Raw genomic sequence first — 25,898 nt, forward strand, 5'->3', positions numbered from 1 at the left:
CGCTCGGCGATGTGGTGCGGGTGCCACGCCGTCCCCCGGCTGCTCTCGGCCCACACCGGCACCGCGAGCTCGGCCAGCACGAGCACCACGAACCCGACGGCGCCCCCGGTCCCGGGCACCCACAGCCGCGCGATCCACAGCAGCTGGACAACCACGATCCCCAAGGCGTAGCGCAGCGCGGCCGGACGGCACTCCGGATCCGACCGGGCGGCGCGCAGCCACTGGACCACCATCGCCAGCCGCATCAGGACGTACCCGGCCACGATCACCCGGAAATCACCCTCGAACGCGCTGGACACCCCGGCCGCGATGGTCAGCCCGCCGGCGATCTGCACGAGCGTGGCCAGCCGGTACGGGACGTCGTCGGTGTCGAACGCCGAGGCGAACCAGCTGAAGTTCAGCCAGCCCCACCAGATCGCGAAGAACACCATCGCGAACGACGTCACGCCGTGCGCGGCGTGCCCCTCGGCCAGCGCGTGGTGCAGCGAAGCCGCGGCCTGGCCGACGGCGACCACGAAACACAGGTCGAAGAGCAGCTCCAGCGGCGTAGCAACGCGGTGGTCTTCACCGCGGTCGCGGGAACGCATCGGCCGGTACCAGACCCGCGACGGCTGCTCGGTCATCGGGACTCCCCGCGTCGGCCTCGGACGGACGCGATCATCCCAGCACGAGCCGGGCCCGGGAAGTCAGCACGACACGGGTGAAGAAGGCGGGCGGGCCTGGTTCCCCCTCACCCGGGCCCACCCGCCGCCGTCACGCGCCGGTGGCACCGATGGGCAGCCCTTCCGCGAGTGCCGGGCGGTCCCCCGCGGACGCCGACACCCACTGGACGGAAGGTGACCGAGTGTGTCCATTCCCTCGAACTCCGGACGCCTCGATCGCTCAAGCCGGTCACCCCATCCCCGGGTGGCCGACTGATTGCCACTGTCGGTAGCCGTAGCCGCGCAGTGAAGGCTCCATAAGATCTACCCGGTTGCTCTCCGTAGCACCAGTGTCTTTCCGTGCTCGTCACTCGGATGGAGCATCGCGAATCTGCGGAAAGTAGTGTCTCAGCCCGGGTGGACGTCGGCCGCGGACGCCTCGCGCGCCTCGCGTTCGTCCTCGGACGCGCGGCGCCGCCGGGCCCGGAGTTCGGCGATCGCCAGCGCGAGCGCGCTACACGTGAGGAGCGCCGCGCAGCCGAGCGCGACGGTGAGCGCCGGCGGGTAGCCCCGGCCGACGACGAGGCCGAAGACCGACGCGAGCACGGCGGTGCCGATCGCCGTGCCGATCCGCTGCCCGGTCTGCAGCGCGCCGCCCGCGACGCCGGCCATCCGGACCGGCACGCACTCCAGCGTCAACGTCGTGTTCGGCGAGATCACCATCCCGCCGCCCACGCCGGCGAACACCAGCGGCAGCGCGAAGGCCCAGCCGGACATCGACGGCGGGACCAGCTCGGCGATCAGCGCGACGGCCAGCAGCCCGACGGCGACCATGGCCAGCCCGGTGACGGTCAGCCGGCGGCCGAAGCGCGGCACCAGCCGCCCGGCCACCGCCGCGGACACCGCCGAGCCGATCGCGAACGGCGTCACCGACAGGCCGGACTGCAGCGGCGAGTAGCCCAGGCCCTGCTGGAAGTACATCGCGAAGACCAGCCAGATGCCGGCGAACCCGCAGAAGTAGAGGGCGCCGACCGCCGCGCCGGCGGCGTAGCCGGGCGTGTCGGTGAACAGCCGGGTGTCCAGCAGCGGCGACCGGCCACGCCGGACCACCGAGCGTTCCCAGCGCACGAACGCGAAGCCGAACGCCGCCGCGACGGGGAAGAGCCACCACAGCTTCGCGAAGCCGCCGCTGTCCGAGTCGATGACGGGCAGCAGCACGCCGAGGACGGCGACCGCGAGCAGCGCGATCCCGACGAAGTCGATCTCCGAACGCAGCCTGAACTGCTTCTTCTCGCTGCGCGGCAGCATCCGCAACGCGAGGACGAACGCGAGGACGCCGATCGGGACGTTGACGTAGAACACCCAGCGCCAGCCGTCCTGCGTCCCGAAGACGGCGAGGATGAAGCCGCCGAGGATCGGGCCGACCGCCGTCGAGATCCCGACGACCGCGCCGAACATGCCGAACGCGCGGCCGCGCTCGGCGCCGCGGAAGAGGTCCTGGATCAGGCCGGTGTTCTGCGGGGTGAGCATGCCCGCGGCCAGGCCCTGGGCGAGGCGCGCGAGCACGAGCGTCGTCTCGTTCGGGGCCGCGCCGGCCAGCGCGCTGGTGAGGACGAAGGCGGCGAGGGCGCCGAGGAACATGTTCCGCCGGCCGAACGCGTCCCCGAGGCGGCCGCCGGTGACCAGGACCAGGCCGAACGCCAGGGCGTAGCCGGAGACGACCCAGCGGATCCCGCCGCTGCTGGCGTGCAGGCCGGCCTGCATCGAGGGGAGGGCGACGTTGACGATGCTGACGTCGAGCAGGCCCATGAACCCGGCCGTGAGCGAGACGGCCAGCGCTTTCCAGCGCCGGGGATCGGGTTCGTAGGACATCGAAGAGCTGACCCTCGCAGTGTTCACGGGTGGGGATACCCCACTCAGCAAACACGAAAGGCGGGATCCGCGCGCGCTGTGCGCCCGGAGCCCGCCTCACGGGAGTCGGCTCGAGACCGGACCGCGGCGGGGGTCCGGCGGCTTGCCCGGGGCGGGGTCCGGGGGCAAGCCCCCGGAAGAGACCGTAGGCGGGGTTGGGGCGAGCGCGTTCCGCGAGCACATCTCACCCTCCCCCACGACTACGTCGACGCGGTGATGCCGCGGATGCCCTTCAGCTCGCCGATCAGCATCGAGCTGACCTTGACCGGGTAGTCGTACAGGGCGAAGACCGTCTGGTTCTTGCCCACCAGCTTGAGGTGCACCGGGGTCTCCCCCTTGTGTGCCAGCAGCGTGGACCGCAGCTCGCTGACCACCGACTGGTCGATCTTCTCGGCCGCCGCCAGCAGGACCAGCGGTGGCTCGTCGTCGCCGTTGCCCGTGCCGACCTCGGACAGGTCGAGGGTGGCCAGGCCGCCGCCGAAGATCGACATCTTGTCTTCGCGCCAGTTGACCCGGCCCTTGACCAGGACCGCGTTGTCCTCGATCAGCTCGCCCGCGAAGAGCGCGTACGACTTGGGGAAGAACAGCACCTCGAGCGAGGCGTCCATGTCCTCGACCGTGCAGATCGCCCAGGGCTCGCCCTTCTTGTTGACCCGCCGTTCGAGCGAGGTGATCAGCCCGGAGATCACCAGCTCGCCTTCCTTCGGCGGATCGTTGAGGATGCTCGCGATCGGCTTCGGGGCGTGTTTGCGCAGGATCCGCTCGGCGCCGTCCAGCGGGTGCGCCGAGACGTACAGGCCCAGCATCTCGCGCTCGTAGGCGAGCAGCTGCTTGCGCGGGTACTCCTCCTCGCCGAACTTCAGGTGCGCGAGCGGGGACGACGACGGCGCTGCCTCCCCCTCCTCGCCGCCGAAGCCGAACAGGTCGAACTGGCCCATCGCCTCCTGGCGCTTGAGCGGGACGACCGCTTCGACCGCGTCCTCGTGGACCTGGATCATCGACAGCCGCGTGTGGCCGAGGGAGTCGAACCCGCCCGCCTTGATCAGCGACTCGATCACCCGCTTGTTGCAGGCGACCAGCTCGGACTTGTCGAGGAAGTCGGTGAAGGACGCGTACTTGCCCTTCTCCTCGCGGGTCTTGATGATCGACTCGACGACGTTCGCGCCGACGTTGCGGACCGCACCCAGCCCGAAGCGGATGTCGTCCCCGACGGCCGCGAAGCGCAGGGCCGATTCGTTGACGTCCGGCGGCAGCACCTTGATGCCGAGCCGGCGGCACTCGGACAGGTAGACCGCCGACTTGTCCTTGTTGTCACCCACCGAGGTGAGCAGGGCGGCCATGTACTCGGCCCGGAAGTTCGCCTTGAGGTAGGCGGTCCAGTACGAGATCAGGCCGTACGCGGCCGCGTGGCTCTTGTTGAACGCGTACCCGGCGAACGGGAGGATCGTGTCCCAGAGGGCCTTGATCGCCTCTTTGGAGAACCCGCCCGGAACCAGCTCGCTGTTCCGCATGCCCTCTTCGAAGCCCTCGTACTCCTTGTCGAGGACTTCCTTCTTCTTCTTGCCCATCGCGCGGCGGAGCACGTCCGCCCGGCCCATCGTGTACCCGGCCACCTTCTGGCCGATGTGCATGATCTGCTCTTGGTACACGATCAGGCCGTAGGTGTCGGCCAGGATCTCCCGCAGCGGCTCGTCGAGCTCCGGGTGGATCGGCTTGACCTTCTGCCGGTTGTTCTTCCGGTCGGCGTAGTCGTTGTGCGCGTTCATGCCCATCGGGCCGGGGCGGTAGAGCGCGCCGACCGCGACGATGTCGTCGAACACCGTGGGCTCCATGCGGCGCAGCAGGTCGCGCATGGGGCCGCCGTCCAGCTGGAACACGCCGAGCGTGTCGCCGCGGGCCAGCAGCTTGTACGTCTCGGGGTCCTCGACACCCAGGGTGTCGAGGTCGACGTCGACCCCGCGGTTGGTCTTGATGTTGTCGATCGCGTCACCGATGACGGTGAGGTTGCGCAGGCCGAGGAAGTCCATCTTGAGCAGGCCGATGGCCTCGCACGACGGGTAGTCCCAGCCGGTGATGATCGAGCCGTCGTCCCGCTGCCAGAGCGGGATGGCGTCGGTCAGCGGGTCGCTCGACATGATGACCGCGCAGGCGTGCACGCCGGCGTTGCGGATCAGCCCTTCGAGGCCGCGGGCGGTCTCGAAGATCGTCTTGCACTCGTCGTCGGTCTCGACGAGCGCGCGGACCTCGGCGGCCTCGCCGTAGCGCTCGTGCTTCGAGTCGACGATGCCCGAGAGCGGGATGTCCTTCGCCATGATCGGCGGTGGCAGCGCCTTGGAGATCTTGTCCGCGATCGCGTAGCCGGGCTGGCCGAAGTGGACCCGCGCGGAGTCCTTGATCGCGGCCTTCGTCTTGATCGTGCCGAAGGTGATGACCTGGGCGACCTTGTCCGCGCCGTACTTTTCGGTCGCGTACCGGATCATCTCGCCGCGCCGGCGGTCGTCGAAGTCGATGTCGATGTCGGGCATCGAGACGCGCTCGGGGTTCAGGAACCGCTCGAACAGCAGCTTCTGCGGGATCGGGTCCAGGTTGGTGATACCGAGGACGTACGCGACCAGCGACCCGGCGGCCGAACCACGGCCGGGGCCGACCCGGATGCCGACGCGCCGGGCGTAGCTGATGAGGTCGGCGACGATCAGGAAGTAGGCCGGGAAACCCTTGCCGATGATGACGTCGAGCTCGATCTCGATGCGCTGGTTGTAGTACTCGTCCGGGACGCCGTCCGGGAAGCGCCACTTGAGACCGCGCTGGACCTCTTCGCGCAGCCAGCTGCCCTGGTCGTAGCCCTCCGGGACCTCGAAGAACGGCAGCCGGTCCTTGTGCGAGTAGACGTCGTCGTAGGACTCGACGCGCTCGGCGATCAGCAGCGTCGTGTCGGCCGCGCCGGGGACCTCCTTGTCCCAGTACTCGCGCATCTCGGCGGCGGACTTGAGGTAGTAGCCGTCGCCGTCGAACTTGAACCGGGTCGGGTCGTTGAGGGTCTTGCCCGCCTGGACGCACAGCAGCGCCGAGTGCGTGTCCGCCTGGTCCTTGGTGACGTAGTGCGAGTCGTTGGTGGCGATCGGCTTGAGGTCGAGCAGCCGGCCGATCTCGAGCAGGCCCTCGCGGACCGACCGCTCGATCGGCAGGCCGTGGTCCATCAGCTCGAGGAAGAAGTTGTCCGCGCCGAAGATGTCCTTGTAGTCGGACGCGGCCTGGATCGCCGCTTCCTTCTGGCCCAGCCGCAGCCGGGTCTGCACCTCGCCGGACGGGCAGCCGGTGGTCGCGATGATCCCCGAGTGGTTCTCGGCGATCAGCTCGCGGTCCATCCGGGGCTTGCGGTAGTAGCCCTGCATGCTGGCCAGCGAGGACAGCTTGAACAGGTTCCGCAGCCCGGTGGCGTTCGACGCGAGCATGGTCATGTGCGTGTACGCACCGCCACCGGAGACGTCGCCGCCCTCACCGAACTCGTCCGAGCCGCGCTGGTTGGCCTGGCCCCAGAAGACCGGCTTCTTGTGGAAGCGGCTCTCCGGCGCGATGTAGGCCTCGATGCCGATGATCGGCTTGATGCCGGCCTTCTTGGACTGCTGGTAGAACTCGTCGCCGCCGTACATGTTGCCGTGGTCGGTCATGCCGACCGCGGGCATGCCGAGGCGTGCCGCCTCCGCGAAGAGGGGAGCGATCTTCGCCGCACCGTCGAGCATCGAGTACTCGGTGTGGACGTGCAGGTGGACGAAAGAATCGTTCGACACCAGCGAAAACCTCCCCTAGGTGGATCGGACCGGCGCGCCCGGGTCTCCCACCTTATCCCGCACTCGCCAGGCTCGATTGTGCGCCTCCGGAGCCCGCGCCGGGCGGTGCGACGCGCCCCTCTTCGGGGCGGAAACGATCACGACACGCGCCGCTTCCACGCGGTCACGCCGGGGCGCCGGGAGGGGGCGTCGTGAGGAATAAGCCGGTTCCGGCCCGCCTTGCCCTTACGAGCGCGGCGGTGAGCTGAGCCACAGCCGCCCCGGCTCGCGTTGACAGCGGGAGCACCGGCACCGAGCATTCCCGCCATGAACCTGTCTGACAGCCAGACAGCCGGACAAGGTGGTCCTCGCCGGGTGAGCGCCATGGAAGCCGTGCTGGCCCACCTGCGTGCTTCGATCGAGCGCGGCGAGCACGCCATCGGCGCCAAGCTTCCCTCCGAAGCCGCCCTGAGCAGGGAGTTCGAGGTCAGCCGGTCGGTCGTCCGGGAAGCCCTCCGCGGCCTCCAGGCGCTCGGCATGACCGAGTCGAAGACCGGCAAGGGCACCTTCGTCACCGCGACCGGCCCCGCCGACAACCCCACCTTCGGGCCCTACTCGGCCCGCGACCTCATCGAGGTGCGCCGGCACGTCGAGATCCCCGTCGCCGGGTACGCGGCCGTGCGCCGCAGCCAGGACGACCTCGACCTCCTCGCCCACCTGCTCGACCGGATGGACGCCGAGACCGACAACACGGCCTGGGTCGCGCTCGACTCGCTGTTCCACATCACCATCGCCCAGGCATCGGGCAACCCCGTGTTCGGGAAGGTGATCGAGGAGATCCGGGACGCGCTGGCCCGCCAGTCCGCCTTCCTCAACCAGCTCGGCGACCGGCGCGGGCAGTCGAACGTCGAGCACCGCGCCATCGTCACCGCGATCGCCGACGGCTCCGAGACGGCCGCCGTCGAAGCCATGACCGCGCACCTGACGCACGTCGAAGCCACCCTGACCAGCATCGTGAACGGGGACCAGTGACCGAACAGACCATCCCGGCCACGACCGCCGGCACCGCGGACGCGGGCGACGCCGGGTACCACAAGGCCCTCAAGCCCCGGCACGTGAACATGATCGCCATCGGCGGGGCGATCGGCACCGGCCTGTTCCTCGGCGCGGGCGGGCGGCTCGCCCAGGCCGGGCCGGCGCTGGCGATCGTCTACGGCGTCTGCGGGCTCTTCGCCTTCTTCGTCGTCCGCGCGCTCGGCGAGCTGATCCTGTACCGGCCTTCCAGCGGCGCCTTCGTCTCCTACGCCCGCGAGTTCATGGGCGAGAAGGGCGCGTACGTCGCCGGCTGGATGCACTTCCTCAACTGGTCGACCACCGGCATCGCCGACATCACGGCGATCGCCCTCTACGCGCACTTCTGGTCGTTCTTCTCGCCGATCCCGCAGTGGGTGCTCGCGCTGATCGCGCTGGCCGTCGTGCTGACGCTGAACATGGTGTCGGTGAAGCTGTTCGGCGAGATGGAGTTCTGGTTCGCCATCATCAAGGTCGCCGCGCTCGTGCTGTTCATGGTGATCGGGATCTTCCTGCTGGTGACGCAGACACCGATCGACGGCGTGGCGGGCGGGCCGCAGCTGATCGCCGACCACGGCGGGCTCTTCCCGGCCGGGCTGCTGCCGATGGTGCTGATCGTGCAGGGCGTGGTGTTCGCCTACGCCTCGGTCGAGCTGGTCGGCGTCGCCGCGGGCGAGACGCAGAACCCGGAGAAGATCATGCCGAAGGCGATCAACTCCATCATGTGGCGCATCCTCGTCTTCTACGTCGGCTCGGTCGTGCTGCTGGCGATGCTGCTGCCGTGGAGCTCCTACACGAAGGACCAGAGCCCGTTCGTCACCGTGCTCTCGCACCTGGGCGTGCCCGCGGCGGACAGCGTGATGAACCTGGTCGTGCTCACCGCGGCGCTGTCCAGCCTGAACTCCGGCCTGTACTCGACCGGCCGGATCCTGCGGTCGATGGCGACGGCGGGCTCGGCGCCGAAGTTCACCGGTGTGATGAACCGCAACCACGTGCCCTACGGCGGCATCCTGCTCACCGCGGCCGTCTGCGTGCTCGGCGTCGGGCTCAACTACCTGGTGCCGAAGGAGGCCTTCGACATCGTGCTGAACTTCGCCGCGATCGGCATCCTCGCCACCTGGGCCATCATCGTGCTCTGCCACCTGCTGTTCGTGCGCCGCGCGAAGCGTGACGGCCTCGAGCGGCCGTCGTTCCGGCTGCCGTTCTCGCCCTGGACCGAGATCGCCACGCTGGTGTTCCTGGCCGCCGTCGTGGTGCTGATGGGCTTCGACGAGACCGGCCGGATCACCCTGCTCGCGCTGCCGGCCATCGCGGTCGCGCTGGTGGCCGGCTGGTTCGCGGTGCGCAAGCGGATCGACATGCGCGCGTTCGACGAGGAGGGCATGTGAGCCCCGAACCCCTGGTCGAGCTGGTCCGCGACGGCATGGTCGAGGGCGGCCACCACGGCTCGGCCGTGGTGCTCGCCCCGGACGGCTCGGTGCGGTTCGCCGCCGGGGACGTCGACGCGCCGATGTACCCGCGGTCGACGGCGAAGCCGCTGCAGGCCACGGCGATGGCGCGGCTCGGGCTGCGCCTGTCCCCCGCCGGGTTCGCGATCGCCGCGGCCAGCCACTCCGGCGAGCCGATGCACCTCGAGGCCGCGCTCGACGTCCTCGGCGGACGCTCCCCCGGCCTGCTCGGCAACCCCGCGGACTTCCCGTTCGACCCGGTCGAACGCGACCGCTGGATCGCGGCCGGCCGGGCGCCCGCCCGGCCGGCGCACAACTGTTCCGGCAAGCACGCGGCGATGCTCGCCACCTGCGCGCTGAACGGCTGGAGCTTCGACGGGTACCTCGACCCGGCCCACCCGCTGCAGCGCGCGATCGCCGCCACCGTCGAAGACCTGACCGGGCGGGACATCGCCCGGGTCGCGGTCGACGGCTGCGGCGCGCCCCTGTTCGCGACGACGTTGCGCGGGCTGGCGACGGCCGTGGCGAAGATCGCCACGGCCGCCCCCGGCACGCCGGAGGGCCTGGTCGCCGACGGCATCCGGCGGCACCCCGAGCTGGTCGGCGGCAGCCGCCGGGACGTCACCGCCGTGATGCGCGCGGTGCCCGGGCTGATCGCGAAGGACGGCTTCGAAGCCGTCCAGGTCGCCGCCCTGCCGGACGGCACGGCGATCGCGTTCAAGATCGCCGACGGCGGCGACCGGGCGCGCTACCCGGTGCTGGCCGCGCTGCTCGGGCTGTGCGGGGCCGACGTCCCGCCGGGGCCGGAAAACCTGCGTTTCACCGGAGACCTTTCTGTGGGGAGCCTGCGATGACCACCCGCCGTGAGCACGACCTGCTGGGCGACAAGGACGTGCCCGCGGACGCGTACTGGGGCGTGCACACCGCCCGCGCCCGGGAGAACTTCCCGATCACGGGCACGACGATCGCCGCGTACCCGCACCTGGTCGAGGCGCTGGCCTCGGTGAAGGAGGCCGCGGCGCGCGCCAACGCCGAGCTGGGCCTGCTCTCCCCCGACATCGCCGACGCGATCGGCGCGGCCTGCCGGGAGATCCGCGAAGGCGCGCTGCACGGCGAGTTCGTCGTCGACGTCATCCAGGGCGGTGCCGGGACGTCGACCAACATGAACGCCAACGAGGTGATCGCGAACCGCGCCCTCGAGCTGCTCGGGCACGCCAAGGGCGACTACCACGTGGTGCACCCCAACGAGCACGTCAACCTCTCGCAGTCGACGAACGACGCCTACCCGACCGCGGTCAACGTGGCGACGATCATCGCCGTGCGCGGGCTGGCGCAGGCGATGGTCGTGCTGGAGAAGGCGTTCGCGGCCAAGGCCGTCGAGTTCCACGACGTGCTGAAGATGGGCCGCACGCAGCTGCAGGACGCCGTGCCGATGACGCTGGGCCAGGAGTTCGGCACCTACGCGGTGATGCTCGGCGAGGACCGGCTGCGGCTGACCGAAGCCGTCGCGCTGCTGCACGAGATCAACCTCGGCGCGACCGCGATCGGCACCGGCCTCAACGCCGCGCCGGGGTACGCCGAAGCCGCGTGCCGCCACCTGCGCGAGATCACCGGGCTGCCGGTCGTCACCGCCGCGGACCTGGTGGAGGCGACGCAGGACTGCGGCGCGTTCGTGCACCTGTCCGGCGTCCTCAAGCGGATCGCGGTCAAGCTCTCGAAGAGCTGCAACGACCTGCGGCTGCTGTCCTCGGGCCCGCGGGCCGGGCTGAACGAGATCAACCTGCCGCCGGTGCAGGCCGGGTCGTCGATCATGCCCGGCAAGATCAACCCGGTGGTCCCCGAGGTGGTCAACCAGGTCGCGTTCGAGGTGATCGGCAACGACGTCACCGTGACGATGGCCGCCGAAGCCGGCCAGCTGCAGCTCAACGCGTTCGAGCCGATCATCCTGCACTCGCTGTCGGAGAGCATCACGCACCTGGGCGCGGCCTGCCGGACGCTGGCGGACAAGTGCGTTTCCGGGATCACCGCGAACGTCGACGTCCTGCGCGCCTACGTCGAGAACTCGATCGGGCTGGTCACGGCGCTGAACCCGAGCATCGGCTACGCGGCCGCGACGGAGATCGCGAAGGAGGCCCTGGCGACCGGGCGCGGCGTCGCCGAGCTCGTCGTCGAGAAGGGCCTGATCCCGGCCGAAGAGCTGGCGAGGCTGCTGCGGCCGGAGACCCTCGCCCGCGCGAACTGAGGTACGGTCGGATCCGGAAGGACCTACTCCACTTCGGAAGGCGGCGCCCGTGCTGGACCGACTTGTCGACAAGCTGCTCGGGCTCCCCCGCGCCGAAGGCCCGAAGCCGGTCGTCACGCGCGACCTCGCCGTCCCGATGCCCGACGGCGTCACGCTGCTCGCCGACCGGTACGCGCCGGCCGGGACGACGTCGGCGCCGGTGGTGCTGATCCGCACGCCGTACGGGCGCAAGGGGATGCTGTCGAAGCTGTTCGGCGACACCTTCGCCCGGCACGGGCTGCAGACGGTCATCCAGAGCACCCGCGGCTCGTTCGGCTCCGGCGGCGAGTTCCGGCCGTTCCACCTCGAACGCGAGGACGGCGTCGCGACCGCCGGGTGGCTGCGCGCCCAGCCGTGGTGCGACGGGCACCTCGGCATGGCGGGCGCCAGCTACCTCGGGCACACGCAGTGGGCGGTCGGGCCGTACCTCGACCCGCCGCTCGCCGCGATGGGCCTCGGCGTGACGGCGTCGGAGTTCGTCTCGACGTTCTACCCGGGCGGCGTGCTCGCGGCGGACAACATGGTGTCGTGGTCGGCGATGATCGGGCGCCAGGAAGAGCGGTTCGCCGCGCTGCCGAACCCGCTGCAGACGCGGCGCACCCGGCGGGCGCTGGCCCACCTGCCGATCAGCGGCGCCGACGTGGCCGCGGTCGGGAAGCCGGTGACGTTCCTCCAGGACGTCACCGCGCACTTCGCGCCCGGAGACGACTACTGGTCGATGTCCGACCACAGCGCCGAAGTGGCGAAGCTCGACGTCCCGGTGTCGATGGTCACCGGGTGGTACGACTTGTTCATCCGCGGGCAGCTGCGGGACTTCCGGATCCTCGCCGAGGCCGGCAAGGCGCCGCGGATCACGATCGGGCCGTGGGCGCACGGCGAGCCCGCGAGCATGGGCCCGATGATCCGCGACCAGCTCGGGTTCCTGCGCGCGCACCTGCTCGGCGACCGCACCCAGCTGCAGCGGGCCCCGGTCCGGCTGTTCCTGCAGGGCGCGGGCACCTGGCTGGACTTCGAGTCCTGGCCCCCGCCCTCGACGGCGACCGCGGCACACCTGCGCCCGATCGGCGGGCTCGGCGAAGCGGTCACGGCGGAGGCGTTGCCGACGCCGTTCACCTACGACCCGGCCGACCCGACCCCGGCGGTCGGCGGCCCACTGCTGACGGGCGAGTGGAAGCAGCGCGACAACCAGGAGGTCGAGGCCCGCCCGGACGTCCTGGTGTTCACCGGGGAGCCGCTGCCGTCGGACGTCGACGTCATCGGCGAGGTGTCGGCGACCGTGCACGTGCGCACCGAGCTGGGCCACGCGGACGTGTACGTCCGGCTGTGCGACGTCGATTCGGGCGGGGTGTCCAGGAACGTGACGGACGGGATCCTGCGGCTGCGCCCGGGCTTCCCGTCAGCCGATTCGGACGGGGTGGTGACGGCGGAGGTGACGCTCGACCCGACGGCCTACCGCTTCCGCCGCGGCCACCGCCTGCGGATCCAGGTGGCGGGCGGGGCGTTCCCGCGGTTCGCCCGCAACCACGGCACGGACGAGCCGGTGACGTCGGCGGTGGCCGGGAAGGCGAACCGCTTCGAGGTGTTCCACGACGCTTCGCGACCGTCGCGGATCACGCTGCCGGTGTTCAGCGGCTGACCGTCCGGTGGTGGCTGGTGACCCGGCCGTCGTCGTGGAGGACGTGCAGCAGCAACGCCGGCGGGCGGTCGTACTCCAGCGGGCCGCCCTCGGCCCAGCCGTGGTCGCCGCCCGGCTCGGCCGGCAGCAGCGAGCCCGACACCACGCCGGGGGCGATGCGCAGCGGGACACCCGCGAACGTCGTCGAGGCGCCCGTGTGCACGTGACCCGCCAGCAGGGCCTTCACCCGCGGGTGGCGGGCCAGCACCGACGCCAGCCGCTCGGCGCCGGCCTGGCGGATCGCGTCCACCAGCGGGACGCCGACCTCGACCGGCGGGTGGTGGAACGCGACGAACGCCGGGCCGTCGCCGCCGGAGAGGACGCCGTCGAGCCAGGCCAGGGTCTCGTCGGCGAGGAATCCCGCGCCGCGGCCCGGGATCGTCGAGTCGCACAGCGCGAACAGGACGCCGTCGATCTCCTGCGCGAGGTCGATCGGGCCGTCCGACGCCGGCAGGTCGAGCAGGCCCGTCCGGAACGCCGCCCGGACGTCGTGGTTGCCCGGGCAGACCAGCACCGGCGCCGGGTACTTCAGCAAGGCGGCGGCGCGCGCGTACTCCTCGGGCTCGCCGTGGTCGGCGATGTCGCCGGTGACGACGACGGCGTCGACCGGTTTCGCCAGCCCGTTCAGGTAGCCCATGGCCGCGGCGACGCGGTCGTCCGCACGGGATCCGCCGTCGAGGTGCAGGTCGCTCAGGTGCGCGATGATCATCTTCCGTCCTTCCCCAGGTACGCCAAGGCCTTGACCCAGTTCGCCACGAGCACCGCGGAGGCGGCGGCCAGGTCGCCGTCGCGCAGGGCCGCGGCGATCCGGCGGTGCTCGCCGATGCTCTCGCCCGCGTGGCCGTCGCCGGCGAAGTAGGCCGACTCGTACCGCTTCAGCAGCGGCTTCGTCTGCTCGATCAGCCGCAGCAGGTGCGGGTTCGGGCAGCGGGACAGCAGCAGCGCGTGCCAGCGATCGTCCAAACCGGACAGATCGCCGCCGTCGGCGAGGGCGCGGGTCATCTCGGCGGAGACGGCGTCGAGCGCGTCCGGCAGGCCGGCCAGCTCCACCGGGGACGTCCAGCGCAACGCGAGGGCTTCGAGCTCGGCCACCAGCGGGTAGAGCCGGCGTGCCTCGCCCGGGTCGAACGGCGGCACCAGGAACCCCCGGCCCGGCGCGGAAACCAGCAGGCCGCGGTCGGCGAGCCCGATCAGCGCTTCCCGCAGCGGCGTCCGGCTGACGCCGAGCTCCTTCGCCAGGTGCACCTCGTTGACGCGCGCGCCGGCCGGGAGGCGTCCGTCGAGCACGCGGCCGGTGATCTGCTCCAGGAGGTCGCTGCGCAACGGGGTCCGGGCCATGGCCGGCAGTATTGCATACAATACCCATCTACTGTATTCAGTTGCTATGAGCATCGACGTCGAACGCGCGCGCCGCGAGACCCCGGGCTGCGCCGAGGTGGTCCACTTCAACAACGCGGGCGCGGCGCTGCCCCCGGCCGTCGTCACCGACACCGTCGTCGACTACCTACGCCGCGAAGCGCTCGTCGGCGGGTACGAAATGGTCGCCGAGTCGGCGGACCGCCTGGACGCGGTGTACGCGTCCGTGGCCCGCCTGCTCGGCGCCGGGACCGACGACATCGCGCTCACCGACAACGCGACGCGCTCGTGGCAGGCGGTGTTCTACGCGCTGCCGTTCGACCGCGGGGACCGGATCCTGACCTCCCGCGCGGAGTACGCCAGCAACGCCATCGCCTTCCTGCAGGTCGCGCGGCGCACCGGCGCGGTCGTCGAGGTGATCGGCGACGACGAGTCCGGGCAGCTGGACGTCGAGCAGCTGCGGCGGCGCGTCGACGGCGACGTCAAGCTGATCGCCGTCAGCCACGTCCCCACCCAGGGCGGGCTGGTGAACCCGGCCGAGGAGATCGGCGCGGTCGCCGAGGCCGCCGGCATCCCGTTCCTGCTGGACGCCTGCCAGTCCGCGGGCCAGCTCGACCTCGACGTCACGCGCCTCAAGTGCGACGCGCTGTCCGGGACCGGCCGCAAGTACCTGCGCGGCCCGCGCGGCACCGGGTTCCTCTACGTGCACCCGCGGCTGCGTGAACGGCTGGAGCCGGCCATGCTCGACCTGCATTCGGCGAGCTGGGAGTCGCCGACGGAGTACGTCGTCGACCCGACGGCCAAGCGCTTCGAGGTGTGGGAACGCGACTCCGCCGCGGTGCTCGGCCTCGGCGCGGCCATCGACTACGCGCTCGGCTGGGGTCTCCCGGCGATCGAATCCCGCGTCGCTTCGCTGGCCGCGACGCTGCGAAGCCGGCTGAGCGAGGCCGGCGCCCGCGTCCACGACGCCGGGACGCGCAAGTGCGGCCTGGTCACCTTCACCGTCGACGGGACGCCGGCCGCGGAGATCAAGGCGCGCCTCGCCGAGGCGCACATCAACACGTCACTGTCGACGCGCACCTCGGCGCAGTACGACTTCACCGCCCGCGGCCTGCCGGACCTGGTCCGGGCGTCGGTGCACTACTACAACACCGAGGACGAGATCGACCTGCTGGTGCGGCAGGTCGAGAAGCTCCGGACGCGGGCGGCCGGCGGGGCGTAGGGCAAGCCTTCGCCCGCGCCGAAACCCGAAGCTGCCCACCGCGGCGATCACCCGGCTCCGCATCGCTTCCTCGCGAGCGGCGCCCACCTGCGGGCCGCCGGAGTCGCCCATGCACGCCATCGCGTCCGGCTTGCGGCTCACGGTGCACAGCCGGGTCGCGGCCGCGTAGCCGGGCGAGCACTCGGACACCGCTGCGCGGCGGGTGTCGGGTCCTGGAGCCGTTCGGGGAACGCCGCCCGGGCGATGTCGGCGGTTTGGACCGTGGTGCCGAAGCCGAGCACGCGGGTCGGCGTGCCGGGCCGGGCCGCCACGCGGATCGCCTGCTCGGACACGGGGCGGTCCAGGCGCGCCAGCGCGAACTCGTGCTCGTTCGGCGCGCCCGGCCGGTAGCCCGGGTGCCGCACCCACCGGTCGATCGCGCGCACGGTGCCGCCGGAGTTCCGCCGCTCGCTGCCGATGCGCACGGTTCCCTCCGGCACGGCCGGGTTGCGCCCGGGGTCGACGCAGTGCGCCGCGGTCACCACCCACTGCGGGTGGACCAGCACCGCCGCAGACGCCCTTGGCGTGGCCGAGCTCGGGCACGATCTCCCCGTCGTCCGCCCCGCCGTGGGCCATCGGGCCGGCACCCCGGTTCGCGGAGGTGGCGGCGGGACGCCCGGGGGCGGGGCGCGCCCCACCCTCGCTCAGGCGAAGGCGTTCACCCCGGTCAGGTCCGCCGAGAGCGTCCACAGCCGCGCGGCCTGCGCCGGGTCGATCGCGTAGTCCTTCACCCCGGTGCGGGTTCCGTCGGCCGGCGCGGGCTCGGCGATGTCGCAGTCCTCGAGGTACACGCCGCCGAGGCCGGCGAGCTGCGGGGACGTCGCCGCCCAGACCTGGGTGGCGGCGCCCTGCTCCGGGGTCTTCGCGCCGCCGGTCACCCGGCCGGACTCGTCGACCATGCCCGCGTCGACGAGCTCCTGCCGGTCCAGGTGGCGCACGAGGTCGGTGAGGATCCGCCCGGGGTGCAGGGCGAACGCGCGGACGCCCCGGTCACGCGCGAGCTCGTCGAGGTGCACGGCGAACAGCACGTTCGCGGTTTTGGCCTGGCCGTAGGCGAGCCACTTGTCGTAGCCGCGCTCGAAGTTCAGGTCGTCGAAGCGCACCGGGCCGTAGTGGTGGCCGCGCGAGGACACCGAAACCACGCGGGCTCCGGTGATGAAAGCCGGAAAGAGCCGGTTCACCAGGGCGAAGTGCCCGAGGTGGTTGGTCGCGAACTGCGCCTCCCACCCCGGTCCGACGCGGGTTTCCGGCGACGCCATGATGCCCGCGCTGCCGATGAGGACATCGATGCCGCGACCCGAGGCGAGGAACCGCCCGGCGAAGACGCGGACGCTGTCGAGGTCGGCCAGGTCGAGCTCGTCGACCTCGACGTTTTCCAGACCGGACAACGCTTTCTCCGCTGTCGCGCGGCGGCGGGCCGGGACGACGACGTGCGCGCCGGCGTTCGTCAGCGCCCGCGTGGTCTCCAGGCCGAGGCCCGAGTAGCCGCCGGTGACGATCGCGAGCTTGCCGGTCAGGTCGAGGCCGGCCAGGACCTCCGCCGCGGTGGTGGTGGCGCCGAATCCCGAACCGAGCTGGTGTTGTGCGGTGGTGGTGGTCATGGCCCCGACGCTAGAACCTGGAGCGGGCTCCAGCGCAAGTTCAGTCCTTGAGCAGCTGCCGCGCGATCACGAGCTTCTGGATTTCGCTGGTGCCTTCGTAGATCCGGAACAGCCGCGCGTCGCGGTAGATCCGCTCGACCGTCACCCCGCGGACGTACCCCGCCCCGCCGTGGACCTGCACCGCGCGGTCCGCGACCCGCCCGAGCATCTCGGTGCAGAACAGCTTCGCCGACGACGGCCCCAGCTTGCGGTCCTCGCCCGAGTCGTACTTCGCCGCGGCTTCGTGCACCATCGCCCGGCCGGCCGCGAGCTCGGCGTGCGACTCCGCCAGCAGGGCCTGCACCAGCTGGTACTCGCCGATCACCCGGCCGCCCTGGCGGGCCGTCCGCGCGTACTCGACCGCTTCGGCGAGCGCCCGCTCGGCCATGCCGACGCACAGCGCCGCGATGTGCAGGCGGCCGCGGGCGAGCGACGCCATCGCGATGCCGAAGCCCTTGCCCTCCTCGCCGACGAGCGTGCCGGCCGGCAGCTCGACGTCGTCGAAGACCACCTCCGACGTCCACGCGCCGGCCTGGCCCATCTTGGCGTCGTGCGGGCCGACCGTGACGCCGGGCGCGGCCGCCGGGACGAGGAACGCCGAAACGCCGCGGCTGCCGGTGCTTTCCGGGCCGGTGCGGGCGAACGCGACGAACACCTCCGCCAGCGGCGCGTTGGTGATGAACCGCTTGGTGCCCGACAGCCGGTAGCCGTCGCCGTCGCGGACCGCGCGGCTGGTCAGGCCGCCCGGGTCCGAGCCCGCCTCGGCTTCGGTGAGCGCGAAGGAGGCGATCGACCGGCCCGCGGCCAGCCGGGGCAGCCAGCGGGTGCGCTGCTCCGGCGTCCCGTAGTGCACGATCGCCTGGCCGGCGATGCCGTTGTTGGTGCCGAACAGCGACCGGAAGGCGGGCGTCGTCCAGCCGAGCTCGATGGCCAGCCGGACGTCTTCGGCCATCGCCAGGCCCAGCCCGCCGTACTCCTCCGGCAGCGCCCAGCCGAACAGGCCGAGCTCGGCGGCCTTGTCCCGGATCTCCGCGGGGATCTCGTCGCGCTCGTCGATCTCCGCCTCACGCGGCACGACCTCCTTGCGCACGAAATCCCGCACCGCACCGAGGACCTGCCCGAAAACGTCCGCGTCCATGCGTCGCACGCTACCCGGTAGCGTGCGGCGGGTGAGCACCTTCTTCGACGTCGCCGAGCAGGACCCGGACCGCCTGGCGGTGCGGGCGCCGGACGGCACCGCGGCGACGTTCGGCGAGCTGGCCCGGCGGGCGAACCGGCTGACGCACGCGCTGCACCGGCTCGGGCTCGGCCCGGGCGACGGCGTCGTCGCCGTCGTCCACAATGGACTCCCCTACTTCGAGCTGCTGTTCGCCACGCTGCAGGCCGGGATGTACTTCACCCCGGTCAACTACCGGTCTTCGCCGGCCGAGATCGCCTACGTGGTCGCGAACAGCGGCGCCCGGGTCGTCGTCGCGGACGCGGACATCGCCCGCACCTGCGATGTCGGCGTGCCCCGGTTTTCGGTCGGCCCCGCCGAGGGGTGGGGCGACTACGCGAGCTGGGGCGAGGACGAGCCGTCGACGCCACCCGAGCCGCGGACCGCGGGCCAGACGATGCTCTACACGTCGGGCACCACCGGGCGACCCAAGGGCGTCCGGCGCGCGCTGAGCAGGCAACCGCCGTCGCTGCACCCGATCCACCGCGATCTCCTGGCGATGTTCGGCGTCCGGCCCGGCCCGGGCGTGCACCTGGTGGCCTGCCCGCTCTACCACGCCGCGCCCGGCTCGTTCGCCGTCAACGCGATGCACCTCGGGCACAGCGCGGTGCTGATGGACCGCTTCGACGCCGAGGAAACGCTGCGGCTCGTCGAGCGGCACCGCGTCACGAGCACCCACCTCGTGCCGACCATGTTCCACCGGATGCTGCGGCTGCCCGAAGAGGTCCGCGCGCGGTACGACACGTCGAGCCTCTCCAGCGTCATCCACGGCGCGGCGCCCTGCCCGCCTGAGGTGAAGGCGCGGATGATCGGCTGGCTCGGCCCGGTGGTGCACGAGTACTACGGCGCCTCGGAAGGGCTGATCTGCGGCGTCACCGCGGCCGGGTGGTCGGCGGCGCCGGGGACCGTGGGCCGGCCCCTGACCGGCGTGCGGCTGAAGATCCTCGACGACGACGGCGCCGAGGTGCCCGAGGGCGAGCCGGGCACGATCTACTTCAGCTCCGCGCACACCGCGCTCGACTACCTCGGCGACCCGGAGAAGACCGCGGCCGCCCGCTCCGGGGAGTACCTCACCGTCGGCGACTTCGGCTACCGCGACGCCGAAGGGCGGGTCTTCCTGCTCGACCGCCGGACCGACCTGATCCTTTCCGGCGGCGTCAACGTCTACCCGGCCGAAATCGAGGCGCGGCTGCTCACGCACCCGGACGTCGCGGACGCGGCGGTGATCGGCGAGCCGGACGAGGAGTGGGGGCAGCGGGTCGTCGCCGTCGTCGAGCCGGTCGACGGCGTGCCCCCGGACGACGCCCTGGCCGCGCGCTTGGCCGAGCACTGCCGGGCCGCGCTGGCCGGGTTCAAGACGCCGAAGCGGTTCGACTTCACCGATCGCCTGCCGCGCACGGAATCGGGCAAGATGGTGCGGCGCACCCTGCGCCAGCCCTGACGGTCTTCGAGGGGGAACACCGATGCGCAAACCGCTCACCGTGCTCGCCGCCACCGCGCTCGCCGCGGTCCTGCTGCCGGCCACCGCGTCCGCGACGTCCGGCAGCGGCGTCACCGGCACGATCCTGGCCCAGCGGACGATCGGCCACACCGACTACACGCTGCGGGAGATCACCATCCAGCCCGGCGGCTACACCGGCTGGCACTTCCACGACGGCACGCTCTACGCGTACGTGAAGGCGGGGACGTTGACGCACAACCTGGCCGACTGCAGCCTGGACGGCGTCTTCGGCACCGGGCGTGCGTTCACGGAGAAGCCCGACCAGGTGCACATCGGCCGCAACCTGGGGTCGACGCCGCTGGTGCTGGAGGTCGTGTACGTGCTCCCGGCGGGCAGCCCTCTGTCGGAGGACGCGCCCGACCCGGGCTGCGGCTTCTAGCTCGGCAGTCATCGCTCGTCGCGCTTCGGGCCGTTGCGGCGCCACTCGTCGCGGAGGGCACGCAGGGCCCGGACGACGGGGATCCACGCCCGCACGAACAGCGCCACGGCGGCCGGCAGCCGCGCGGCCGCCTGCAGCAGCAGGACGATCGCACCCAGCACCGCCAAGATTCCGGTAACCATCTTCGTCTCCCGCTCGATTCCTTGGTGATGACCGGGGTGTCCCGGCCATCCCGCAGATCGAATCGACCAGCCGGAAACCGGTCAGCTCGAATGGGCGGACGAAGGCGGCTTTACCCTGGTCGACGCCCACGAACCGACGTACCGATCCGGTACCGACCGACGTGCGGCCCGACCGGAGGCGATTCATGGCGAAGCACAGCAAGCTGGTGGAGCAGCTCCTCGCGCTCAAGGAGCTTTCCGGCCTCACCAACGTGAAGATCGCCGAACGGTCGAAGAAGTTCGTCACTCCCGGAACCCGGCCGCTCAACGACCGGAGCATCGGCGACTGGCTGCGCGGCGACCACGTGCCTTCCGAGCAGGGCCTGAAAGTCCTGGTGGGGATCATGCAGGAGGCGGCGGCCGCCCGCCGTCCGCTGATCGAGCCGGGTGATCCGGAGCTGATGAAGGGCGTCAGCGAAGGAAGCTGGCCGACGTGGCTGGCGGAGGCGCGGGAGCGCGACGGGCGGCGTCCGTCCCCCGCCGAAAACGGCTCGCGGTGGGAAGAGGTCCTCCGCACGGCGAAGATCTGGCCCGACGACGACTCGGCGGAGTTGCGGAGCCACGCCCTGGCCGCCCTGCGGCAGCTGGAGGGTGAGCGGCGCAAAGCCGTGGAAGCGACGCTTGCCGACGACCCGTGGCTCGACGAAGAGCTGCCGGAGCGGACGGTTCAGCGAGTGGGTGAGCTCGTCGGGTACCTCGCCGGTGACCTGCCCGAGTTCTCCGCGGTGGAGGCGTTCCTGCTCACGGTCGCGCCGCTGCTCTACCACACCCGGTGGGCGCAGATCGCCGCCGAAGCGCACTCGGCGGTCGATCCGATGCGGCTCGAACGCAACCCCGACCGCGAAGCTGAGCCAGACTTCGAACTCTTCCGCAGCGGCGATCAGCAACAGCGCTTGGTCGAGCGGGCGCACCACATCCCGGCCGCGGACGACCCCGATCGCCGGGCGATCTGCTGGTGGTTGTTCCACCGGTGGCTCGACCAGAGCGCGTCCGGCCAGCCCCCGGCCGTCGCGCTGGGGCTGGAGTCGCCGCAGGCCGCGGCGCTGGAACAGCAGCTCAAGCACCTCCTGCCGGTGTTCCGCCTGTCCCCCGGGGAACTCAAGGACTGGCGCCTGCGCGACCCGGCGGAGGAGTGGCCCGGCGGCCGGCGGCTGCGTGTCCGGCTCGTGGCCCTCGTCCTGGGCCTCGCTCACACGATGGCCATCGAGCCGGGTTCGCTGTCGAGCACGCTCGTCGAGCACTTGGGCATCGACCACCAGGTGGAGCTGGCGGACCTCCGCCGCACGCTGCGCGCGAGCAGCTGGGTACGCACCCCGACGGCCCTGCGGCTGGACGCCGAGTGCCGCCACGAAGCGGTGTACGAAGTGCTCACCGAGCACGTGACGCGTATGTCGGAGGTGCTTCGCACGGCGCGCGAGGCTGCCGCGCGCGAGACGGCGGTGGCACCACTGCTGGCGTTGCCGGAACGAGCGTCGGACGAAGACGTCACCCCGGCGACAAGGGCGGATGGCCAACCCGAGTTCGTGGTCCCGACCACGAAGTTCCGGCTCGACGAGACCCGGGTGCGCGAGCTGCTGATGGGCGAGCAGCTCTACCGCGACCGGTCGCTGGCCATCCGCGAGTTGTACCAGAACGCGCTCGACGCCTGCCGGTACAGCCAGGCGTGGCGCCGCTACCTCGTCGTGAAGAGCGGCGGGCCCCGCGACTGGCCGTGGCCCGGCAAGATCGAGTTCCGCCAGTGGGAAGAGGCCGGCCAGCACTTCCTCAGCTGCCGGGACAACGGCGTCGGAATGGGCGAGGCCGAGCTGCGCGAGGTGTTTTCCCAGGCGGGTATCCGGTTCGCGGACCGGCGCGACTTCGCGGTGGAGCGTGCCCGCTGGGAGGCGGAGGGCATCCACGTCTACCCGAACAGCCGATTCGGAATCGGGGTGATGAGCTACTTCATGCTCGCCGACCGCATCGAGGTGACGACCCGCCGGATGAACCCGGGCGGCGAGCGGTTGCCGCTGGTGAAGGTGGTGATCGCCGGGCCGGGACACTTGTTCCGCGTCGAGACGCTCACCGGCCCCGATGACGACGGCCGCGGGGAGGGCACGGAGGTCAAGCTGCACCTGCGGGACGGCGCGAACGCGCCATCTTGTGTGGCGACTTTGCGGGCGCTCCTTGGAATCGCCGAGTTCGAAACGACGGCTCAGTACGGGGAAGAGGAACCGGAGCTGTGGCGTCCGTTCCAGTTCGAACCGCGCCGCCGACACCCAGCACGAGGGGACAGCATCGAGGCGTACGGGCGGCTGCAGCACGGGGCGCCGTCCGAGAACGGGCAGGTCGTCTGGTGCGAGCACGGTGGCGCCTTGCTCGTCGACGGCATCTATGTGCGGTGCGAGAACCAACGCGGAGTGCTTACGCCGCAGGGGGATCATAGCGACCCGCGCGGCGCGGTGATCAACCTGACCGGTCGATACTCGCCCCGGCTCAGCGTCGACCGGATGTCGATGCTCCAGGATGTATCCGCAAAGGCGGAAGTACTGCTGGACGAGGCCACCGCGGAACTCCGGCGGCCGGGTTCCCTCCTCGGCCGCCAGTGGACACTGGATATCGCGAAGAACAACATGGGAATCGCCGATGTCGTCGCCCGCGCGGCGATCGCCGAAGGCATGCCGGAGAAGATCGGTCAGTACGACGTTACCGCAGACGTGGCGGGAATCATCGCATCTGACTCCAAGCTGGAGTACACGAGGAGCCTGCAAAATGAAAGCGACTGGCCGTTCACAGACAAGGTAGCACCGCACCTCCTGTTGTGGCGGTTGCTGGCACTGAATCCGGAAGGCACCGAAGACCCCACCAGCCAACCCTTGCTTCCGGCACTCCCTTCGGACGACTTGCTGATCGAGCTAGTGCGGTCCGAACAACCCGATGGCACACGTCGAGCAGAGGTTTCCCCACCGTGGGTGTGGCTCGCGGCTTCCCGCCTGGGGATCAGCCCACTCAACGCCATGCGACGATTGGCCGAGCTGGGCTTTTCGACGGCGGCATGCGAACGCTTGCCACCACCGGCCAACATCGACTCCGCCGACGTGATGTTGATCGAATCAGCACTCGATTCCGCCCGGAAATCGCAGAAAGGCGATCGAACTGACTTGCTTACCCAGCTGGTGATAGCGAGTGCTCGACTGGACATGTCCATGGCACGGGTCGCCCAGCGCGTTGCCGACCTCGGCCTTGAGCAACCGCATTTTGCCCCGCCGGGCCGCGCCGACGGCACAGACGTAAGACTGATCAGCAATTTTCACACGTACCCCTCCCGGAGAGAAAGGTACCACCTGCGCGATGGACAACCAGTCCCCGCGCTCTATGTGCTTTTGGCCGCCCGGGCAACCGGACTGAAGCCACAGGATGCCGCGAACCGGTTGCGCCGACTGGGCCTGGACGTTCCCGACTTCGACGTGACCTTGGCCGACTTCGACGCACTTCCAGCCCCCCTACAGAAAGCAATGAAGGAAGTGAACGATTATGGATACAGACCACGATCAATTCAAATTGTTCGCGAGTCATTGAGGGCGGGTTGCCAACCAGGAGATCTCATTCAAGCATTGGCGCGCTTTGGCGTCCACACCGACAAAGAACCTCCTGAGCGACTGACTCCGACAGACATATCCCTGATACCCGAGTCATACCCGCAGTCTGATCAAGTAGGGGCAGCCGCGTTTATTCGCACTTTACTGACCGTGGACCTGACACCGCAGGAGTGTACCGACCGGCTCGAATCCATGGGCTTCGAAGTTCACGAGAATGCACGCCTCATACCAGTTCCCGATACGAGAGATCGAGAGATCCTGCAAGCGGTTCGACTGCACGGTAGCGCAGAATCGATGGATCTACGCGAGTTCGCCGAGACAGTGGAGATATCCGGCTACGCTGCCACAGAGGTTGCTCAATGTCTGGCAAAGTTCGAGCTCATCGCGGATGATTTCCCGGAAATCTCAGATATCGACAGTTCCTTGATTCCACCGAGCCTACCCCCGCCCGCAGCGCATGAACAACGTGAAGTTCCACTCCCGCTCATCTTGAAGCATGCAACAGATGAACACACCGAGGCAGCACGAGTGGCAGCCTGCCTCCAGACCCTGGGTTACGTCGTACCAGAGATCCGAAAGCTCTCCGCCCAGGAACTTGATTTACTCAATATCAATAAGTATACATTCACTGATATGCTCGATTTACGGAAACCGCTTAGCATGTCCGACTTGCTCAGAAGCGCCATTCGCGCCGCCACGCCGGTTCGCGAGGCTGCCACACGACTGACAACCCTCGGCTATCACTTCGAGTTTTCCGACCTCGAGGACGAACTGCAGCGATTACTGCCACTGGTCCCCCGCACGAGCGAATGATCCCGTAACGAACATCAGCTCGAGAACCAGCCCGCCGCGTCCAGCCGGTACGCCGCCGGGCCCACGACCGCGCGCAAGTCGTTCTCCAGCGCGGCAATCCGCTCCGCCCCCACCGTGCGCGCCCACTCCGCGCGCAGCTCGTCGAAGATCTCCGCCGACTTCGCGAGCGCGTCGACGCCGTGCTGGGTGAGGCGGACGATCTTGCGGCGGGCGTCGGCCGGGTCGTCGGCGCGCTCGACGTACCCGAGCGCCTCCAGCCGTTCGACGGACTTGCCCGCCGCCTGCTTCGAAACCCCCAGGCGGCGGCCGATCTCCGACGCCGTCGCGCCCTGGACGCCGACGGCCTGCATCGCGAAGCCGTACGACGGGCGGACGTCGGGGTGACCGCGGCGGGCGAGCTCGGCGTGCAGGCGGTCGATGAGCGTGCGGAAGCCGCCGAAGAGCAGGAAGGGCAGCTCGTAGCCGGGTGTGTCGCTCATGTGCCCTTGCCAAAATCGACAACCAGGTTTACGGTTTCGACAACCACATTGTCGATCCTACGTCTGGAGACGTCTTGTTCCCCGATCACACCCCGGAGTCTGCACCCCCGGCCGCGCGCCCCGCGATGGCGGCCACCGCGAAGAAGTTCGGCCGCGTCCCGGCCGCCGTCGCCCGGCTGGCGACGTCCCCGGAGCTGCTGAACGGTTTCCTCAAGCTCAGCGCCGTCTTCGAGGCCACGACGCTGCCGGCGCTCGACCGCGAGGTGCTCGTGATGACGGTGGCCGCGCGCAACCGCTGCCACCTCTGCGTGGCGATGCACACGGCGACGCTGCACGGCCTGTCCGCCTCGCCGGAACTGGTCGCCGCGCTGCGGGCTGAGTCGCCCCTGCCGGACCCGCGGCTGGAGGCGTTGCGCGCCTTCGTCCACGCGGTCATGGACACCACGGGCGACGTCCCGGCCGGCGCGCTGGCGGCGTTCACCGACGCCGGCTACACGGCCCGGAACGCGCTGGAGGTGGTGCTGGGCATCGGGACGTACACGCTGTCGACGTACGCGAACCGGCTCACCGGGGCGCCGGTCGACGACGCCTTCGCCGGCCACGCCTGGCACGCGGCCTGAAAGCCGTGGGGCCGCCCGTCGCGGCGGCCCCACGGCGGGGGGA

General features: G+C 70.7%; 20 protein-coding genes (1 of these 20 cut by a window edge). 10 read left to right on the forward strand and 10 right to left on the reverse strand.

From position 1 onward, the window contains the following. The 3 genes from C2L59_RS19715 to dnaE all read right to left on the reverse strand — a co-directional run. Positions 1-623 carry the 5' portion of a low temperature requirement protein A gene (locus C2L59_RS19715; protein ID WP_103350975.1) on the reverse strand. Its footprint begins 553 nt before the window's first position, so only the first 623 of its 1,176 coding nucleotides appear in the window; the start codon lies at positions 621-623; its stop codon lies off the left edge, out of view. A 426-nt stretch (positions 624-1,049) separates the two neighbouring features. Then, positions 1,050-2,513: an MFS transporter gene (locus C2L59_RS19720; RefSeq protein ID WP_103350976.1), complete on the reverse strand. Its 1,464-nt coding sequence runs from the start codon at positions 2,511-2,513 to the stop codon at positions 1,050-1,052. 239 nt (positions 2,514-2,752) lie between these two features. After that, positions 2,753-6,340, reverse strand: coding sequence for a DNA polymerase III subunit alpha (gene dnaE, locus C2L59_RS19725; RefSeq protein ID WP_103350977.1), 3,588 nt, complete (start codon positions 6,338-6,340; stop codon positions 2,753-2,755). A 363-nt stretch (positions 6,341-6,703) separates the two neighbouring features. Between dnaE and C2L59_RS19730 the strand changes: the two genes are divergently transcribed. Genes C2L59_RS19730 through C2L59_RS19750 form a run of 5 tightly spaced genes read left to right on the forward strand, consistent with a single transcriptional unit; the run spans position 6,704 to position 12,755 of the window. Further along, positions 6,704-7,351, forward strand: a complete 648-nt coding sequence (locus C2L59_RS19730; protein WP_103350978.1) for a FadR/GntR family transcriptional regulator — start codon at positions 6,704-6,706, stop codon at positions 7,349-7,351. Next, entirely contained in the window at positions 7,348-8,778 is a 1,431-nt protein-coding gene (locus tag C2L59_RS19735; RefSeq protein WP_103350979.1) for an amino acid permease, read from the forward strand. Before C2L59_RS19730 ends, C2L59_RS19735 begins: the two co-directional genes overlap by 4 nt. Then, the gene (locus tag C2L59_RS19740) at positions 8,775-9,692 is read left to right on the forward strand and encodes an asparaginase (RefSeq protein WP_103350980.1); all 918 of its coding nucleotides are present in this window, start codon (positions 8,775-8,777) and stop codon (positions 9,690-9,692) included. Before C2L59_RS19735 ends, C2L59_RS19740 begins: the two co-directional genes overlap by 4 nt. After that, positions 9,689-11,080 carry an aspartate ammonia-lyase gene (gene aspA / locus C2L59_RS19745; RefSeq protein WP_103350981.1) on the forward strand — a complete coding sequence of 464 codons (1,392 nt, stop codon included), beginning with the start codon at positions 9,689-9,691 and terminating at the stop codon, positions 11,078-11,080. Before C2L59_RS19740 ends, aspA begins: the two co-directional genes overlap by 4 nt. Positions 11,081-11,129: 49 nt before the next feature. Then, positions 11,130-12,755, forward strand: coding sequence for a CocE/NonD family hydrolase (locus C2L59_RS19750; RefSeq protein WP_103350982.1), 1,626 nt, complete (start codon positions 11,130-11,132; stop codon positions 12,753-12,755). On the opposite strand, the gene C2L59_RS19755 is transcribed toward C2L59_RS19750, so the two are convergent. After that, positions 12,745-13,503, reverse strand: coding sequence for a metallophosphoesterase (locus C2L59_RS19755; RefSeq protein ID WP_103350983.1), 759 nt, complete (start codon positions 13,501-13,503; stop codon positions 12,745-12,747). The two genes, C2L59_RS19750 and C2L59_RS19755, sit on opposite strands and share 11 nt — an antisense overlap. Then, complete coding sequence (locus tag C2L59_RS19760; RefSeq protein WP_103350984.1) at positions 13,500-14,132, reverse strand: GntR family transcriptional regulator; 633 nt, start codon at positions 14,130-14,132, stop codon at positions 13,500-13,502. The genes C2L59_RS19755 and C2L59_RS19760 overlap by 4 nt, the downstream gene beginning before the upstream one ends. Before the next feature lie 46 nt (positions 14,133-14,178). On the opposite strand from C2L59_RS19760, the gene C2L59_RS19765 reads away from it, so the two are divergent. After that, positions 14,179-15,372: an aminotransferase class V-fold PLP-dependent enzyme gene (locus tag C2L59_RS19765; protein WP_103350985.1), complete on the forward strand. Its 1,194-nt coding sequence runs from the start codon at positions 14,179-14,181 to the stop codon at positions 15,370-15,372. 137 nt (positions 15,373-15,509) lie between these two features. On the opposite strand, the gene C2L59_RS19770 is transcribed toward C2L59_RS19765, so the two are convergent. The 3 genes from C2L59_RS19770 to C2L59_RS19780 all read right to left on the reverse strand — a co-directional run bounded on the left by C2L59_RS19770 (position 15,510) and on the right by C2L59_RS19780 (position 18,189). Next, on the reverse strand, positions 15,510-15,917 hold the full coding sequence (locus C2L59_RS19770; RefSeq protein WP_233223595.1) for a trypsin-like serine protease: 408 nt from the start codon (positions 15,915-15,917) through the stop codon (positions 15,510-15,512). A 138-nt stretch (positions 15,918-16,055) separates the two neighbouring features. Further along, positions 16,056-17,012, reverse strand: coding sequence for an SDR family NAD(P)-dependent oxidoreductase (locus C2L59_RS19775; protein WP_103350986.1), 957 nt, complete (start codon positions 17,010-17,012; stop codon positions 16,056-16,058). 40 nt (positions 17,013-17,052) lie between these two features. Beyond that, on the reverse strand, positions 17,053-18,189 hold the full coding sequence (locus C2L59_RS19780; protein ID WP_103350987.1) for an acyl-CoA dehydrogenase family protein: 1,137 nt from the start codon (positions 18,187-18,189) through the stop codon (positions 17,053-17,055). Between the two features lie 31 nt (positions 18,190-18,220). Here C2L59_RS19780 and C2L59_RS19785 point away from each other — a divergent pair, with 31 nt between their 5' ends. Further along, a complete protein-coding gene (locus tag C2L59_RS19785) occupies positions 18,221-19,708 on the forward strand; it encodes an AMP-binding protein (protein ID WP_103350988.1) in 1,488 nt (495 codons plus the stop codon). Positions 19,709-19,730: 22 nt separating this feature from the next. Further along, a complete protein-coding gene (locus C2L59_RS19790) occupies positions 19,731-20,147 on the forward strand; it encodes a cupin domain-containing protein (RefSeq protein WP_103350989.1) in 417 nt (138 codons plus the stop codon). A gap of 8 nt (positions 20,148-20,155) precedes the next feature. On the opposite strand, the gene C2L59_RS47515 is transcribed toward C2L59_RS19790, so the two are convergent. Beyond that, positions 20,156-20,329, reverse strand: a complete 174-nt coding sequence (locus tag C2L59_RS47515; RefSeq protein ID WP_158263094.1) for a hypothetical protein — start codon at positions 20,327-20,329, stop codon at positions 20,156-20,158. 185 nt (positions 20,330-20,514) lie between these two features. Between C2L59_RS47515 and C2L59_RS19795 the strand changes: the two genes are divergently transcribed. Beyond that, the gene (locus C2L59_RS19795; protein ID WP_103350990.1) at positions 20,515-24,756 is read left to right on the forward strand and encodes a hypothetical protein; all 4,242 of its coding nucleotides are present in this window, start codon (positions 20,515-20,517) and stop codon (positions 24,754-24,756) included. 14 nt (positions 24,757-24,770) lie between these two features. Here C2L59_RS19795 and C2L59_RS19800 read toward each other — a convergent pair whose 3' ends face one another. Further along, positions 24,771-25,235, reverse strand: a complete 465-nt coding sequence (locus C2L59_RS19800) for a MarR family winged helix-turn-helix transcriptional regulator (protein WP_103350991.1) — start codon at positions 25,233-25,235, stop codon at positions 24,771-24,773. A gap of 125 nt (positions 25,236-25,360) precedes the next feature. On the opposite strand from C2L59_RS19800, the gene C2L59_RS19805 reads away from it, so the two are divergent. After that, positions 25,361-25,855: a carboxymuconolactone decarboxylase family protein gene (locus tag C2L59_RS19805; RefSeq protein ID WP_199199160.1), complete on the forward strand. Its 495-nt coding sequence runs from the start codon at positions 25,361-25,363 to the stop codon at positions 25,853-25,855. Positions 25,856-25,898: the final 43 nt, after the last annotated feature.

It is taken from the genome of Amycolatopsis sp. CA-128772 (genome assembly GCF_002904295.1).
Classification (GTDB): Bacteria; Actinomycetota; Actinomycetes; order Mycobacteriales; family Pseudonocardiaceae; genus Amycolatopsis.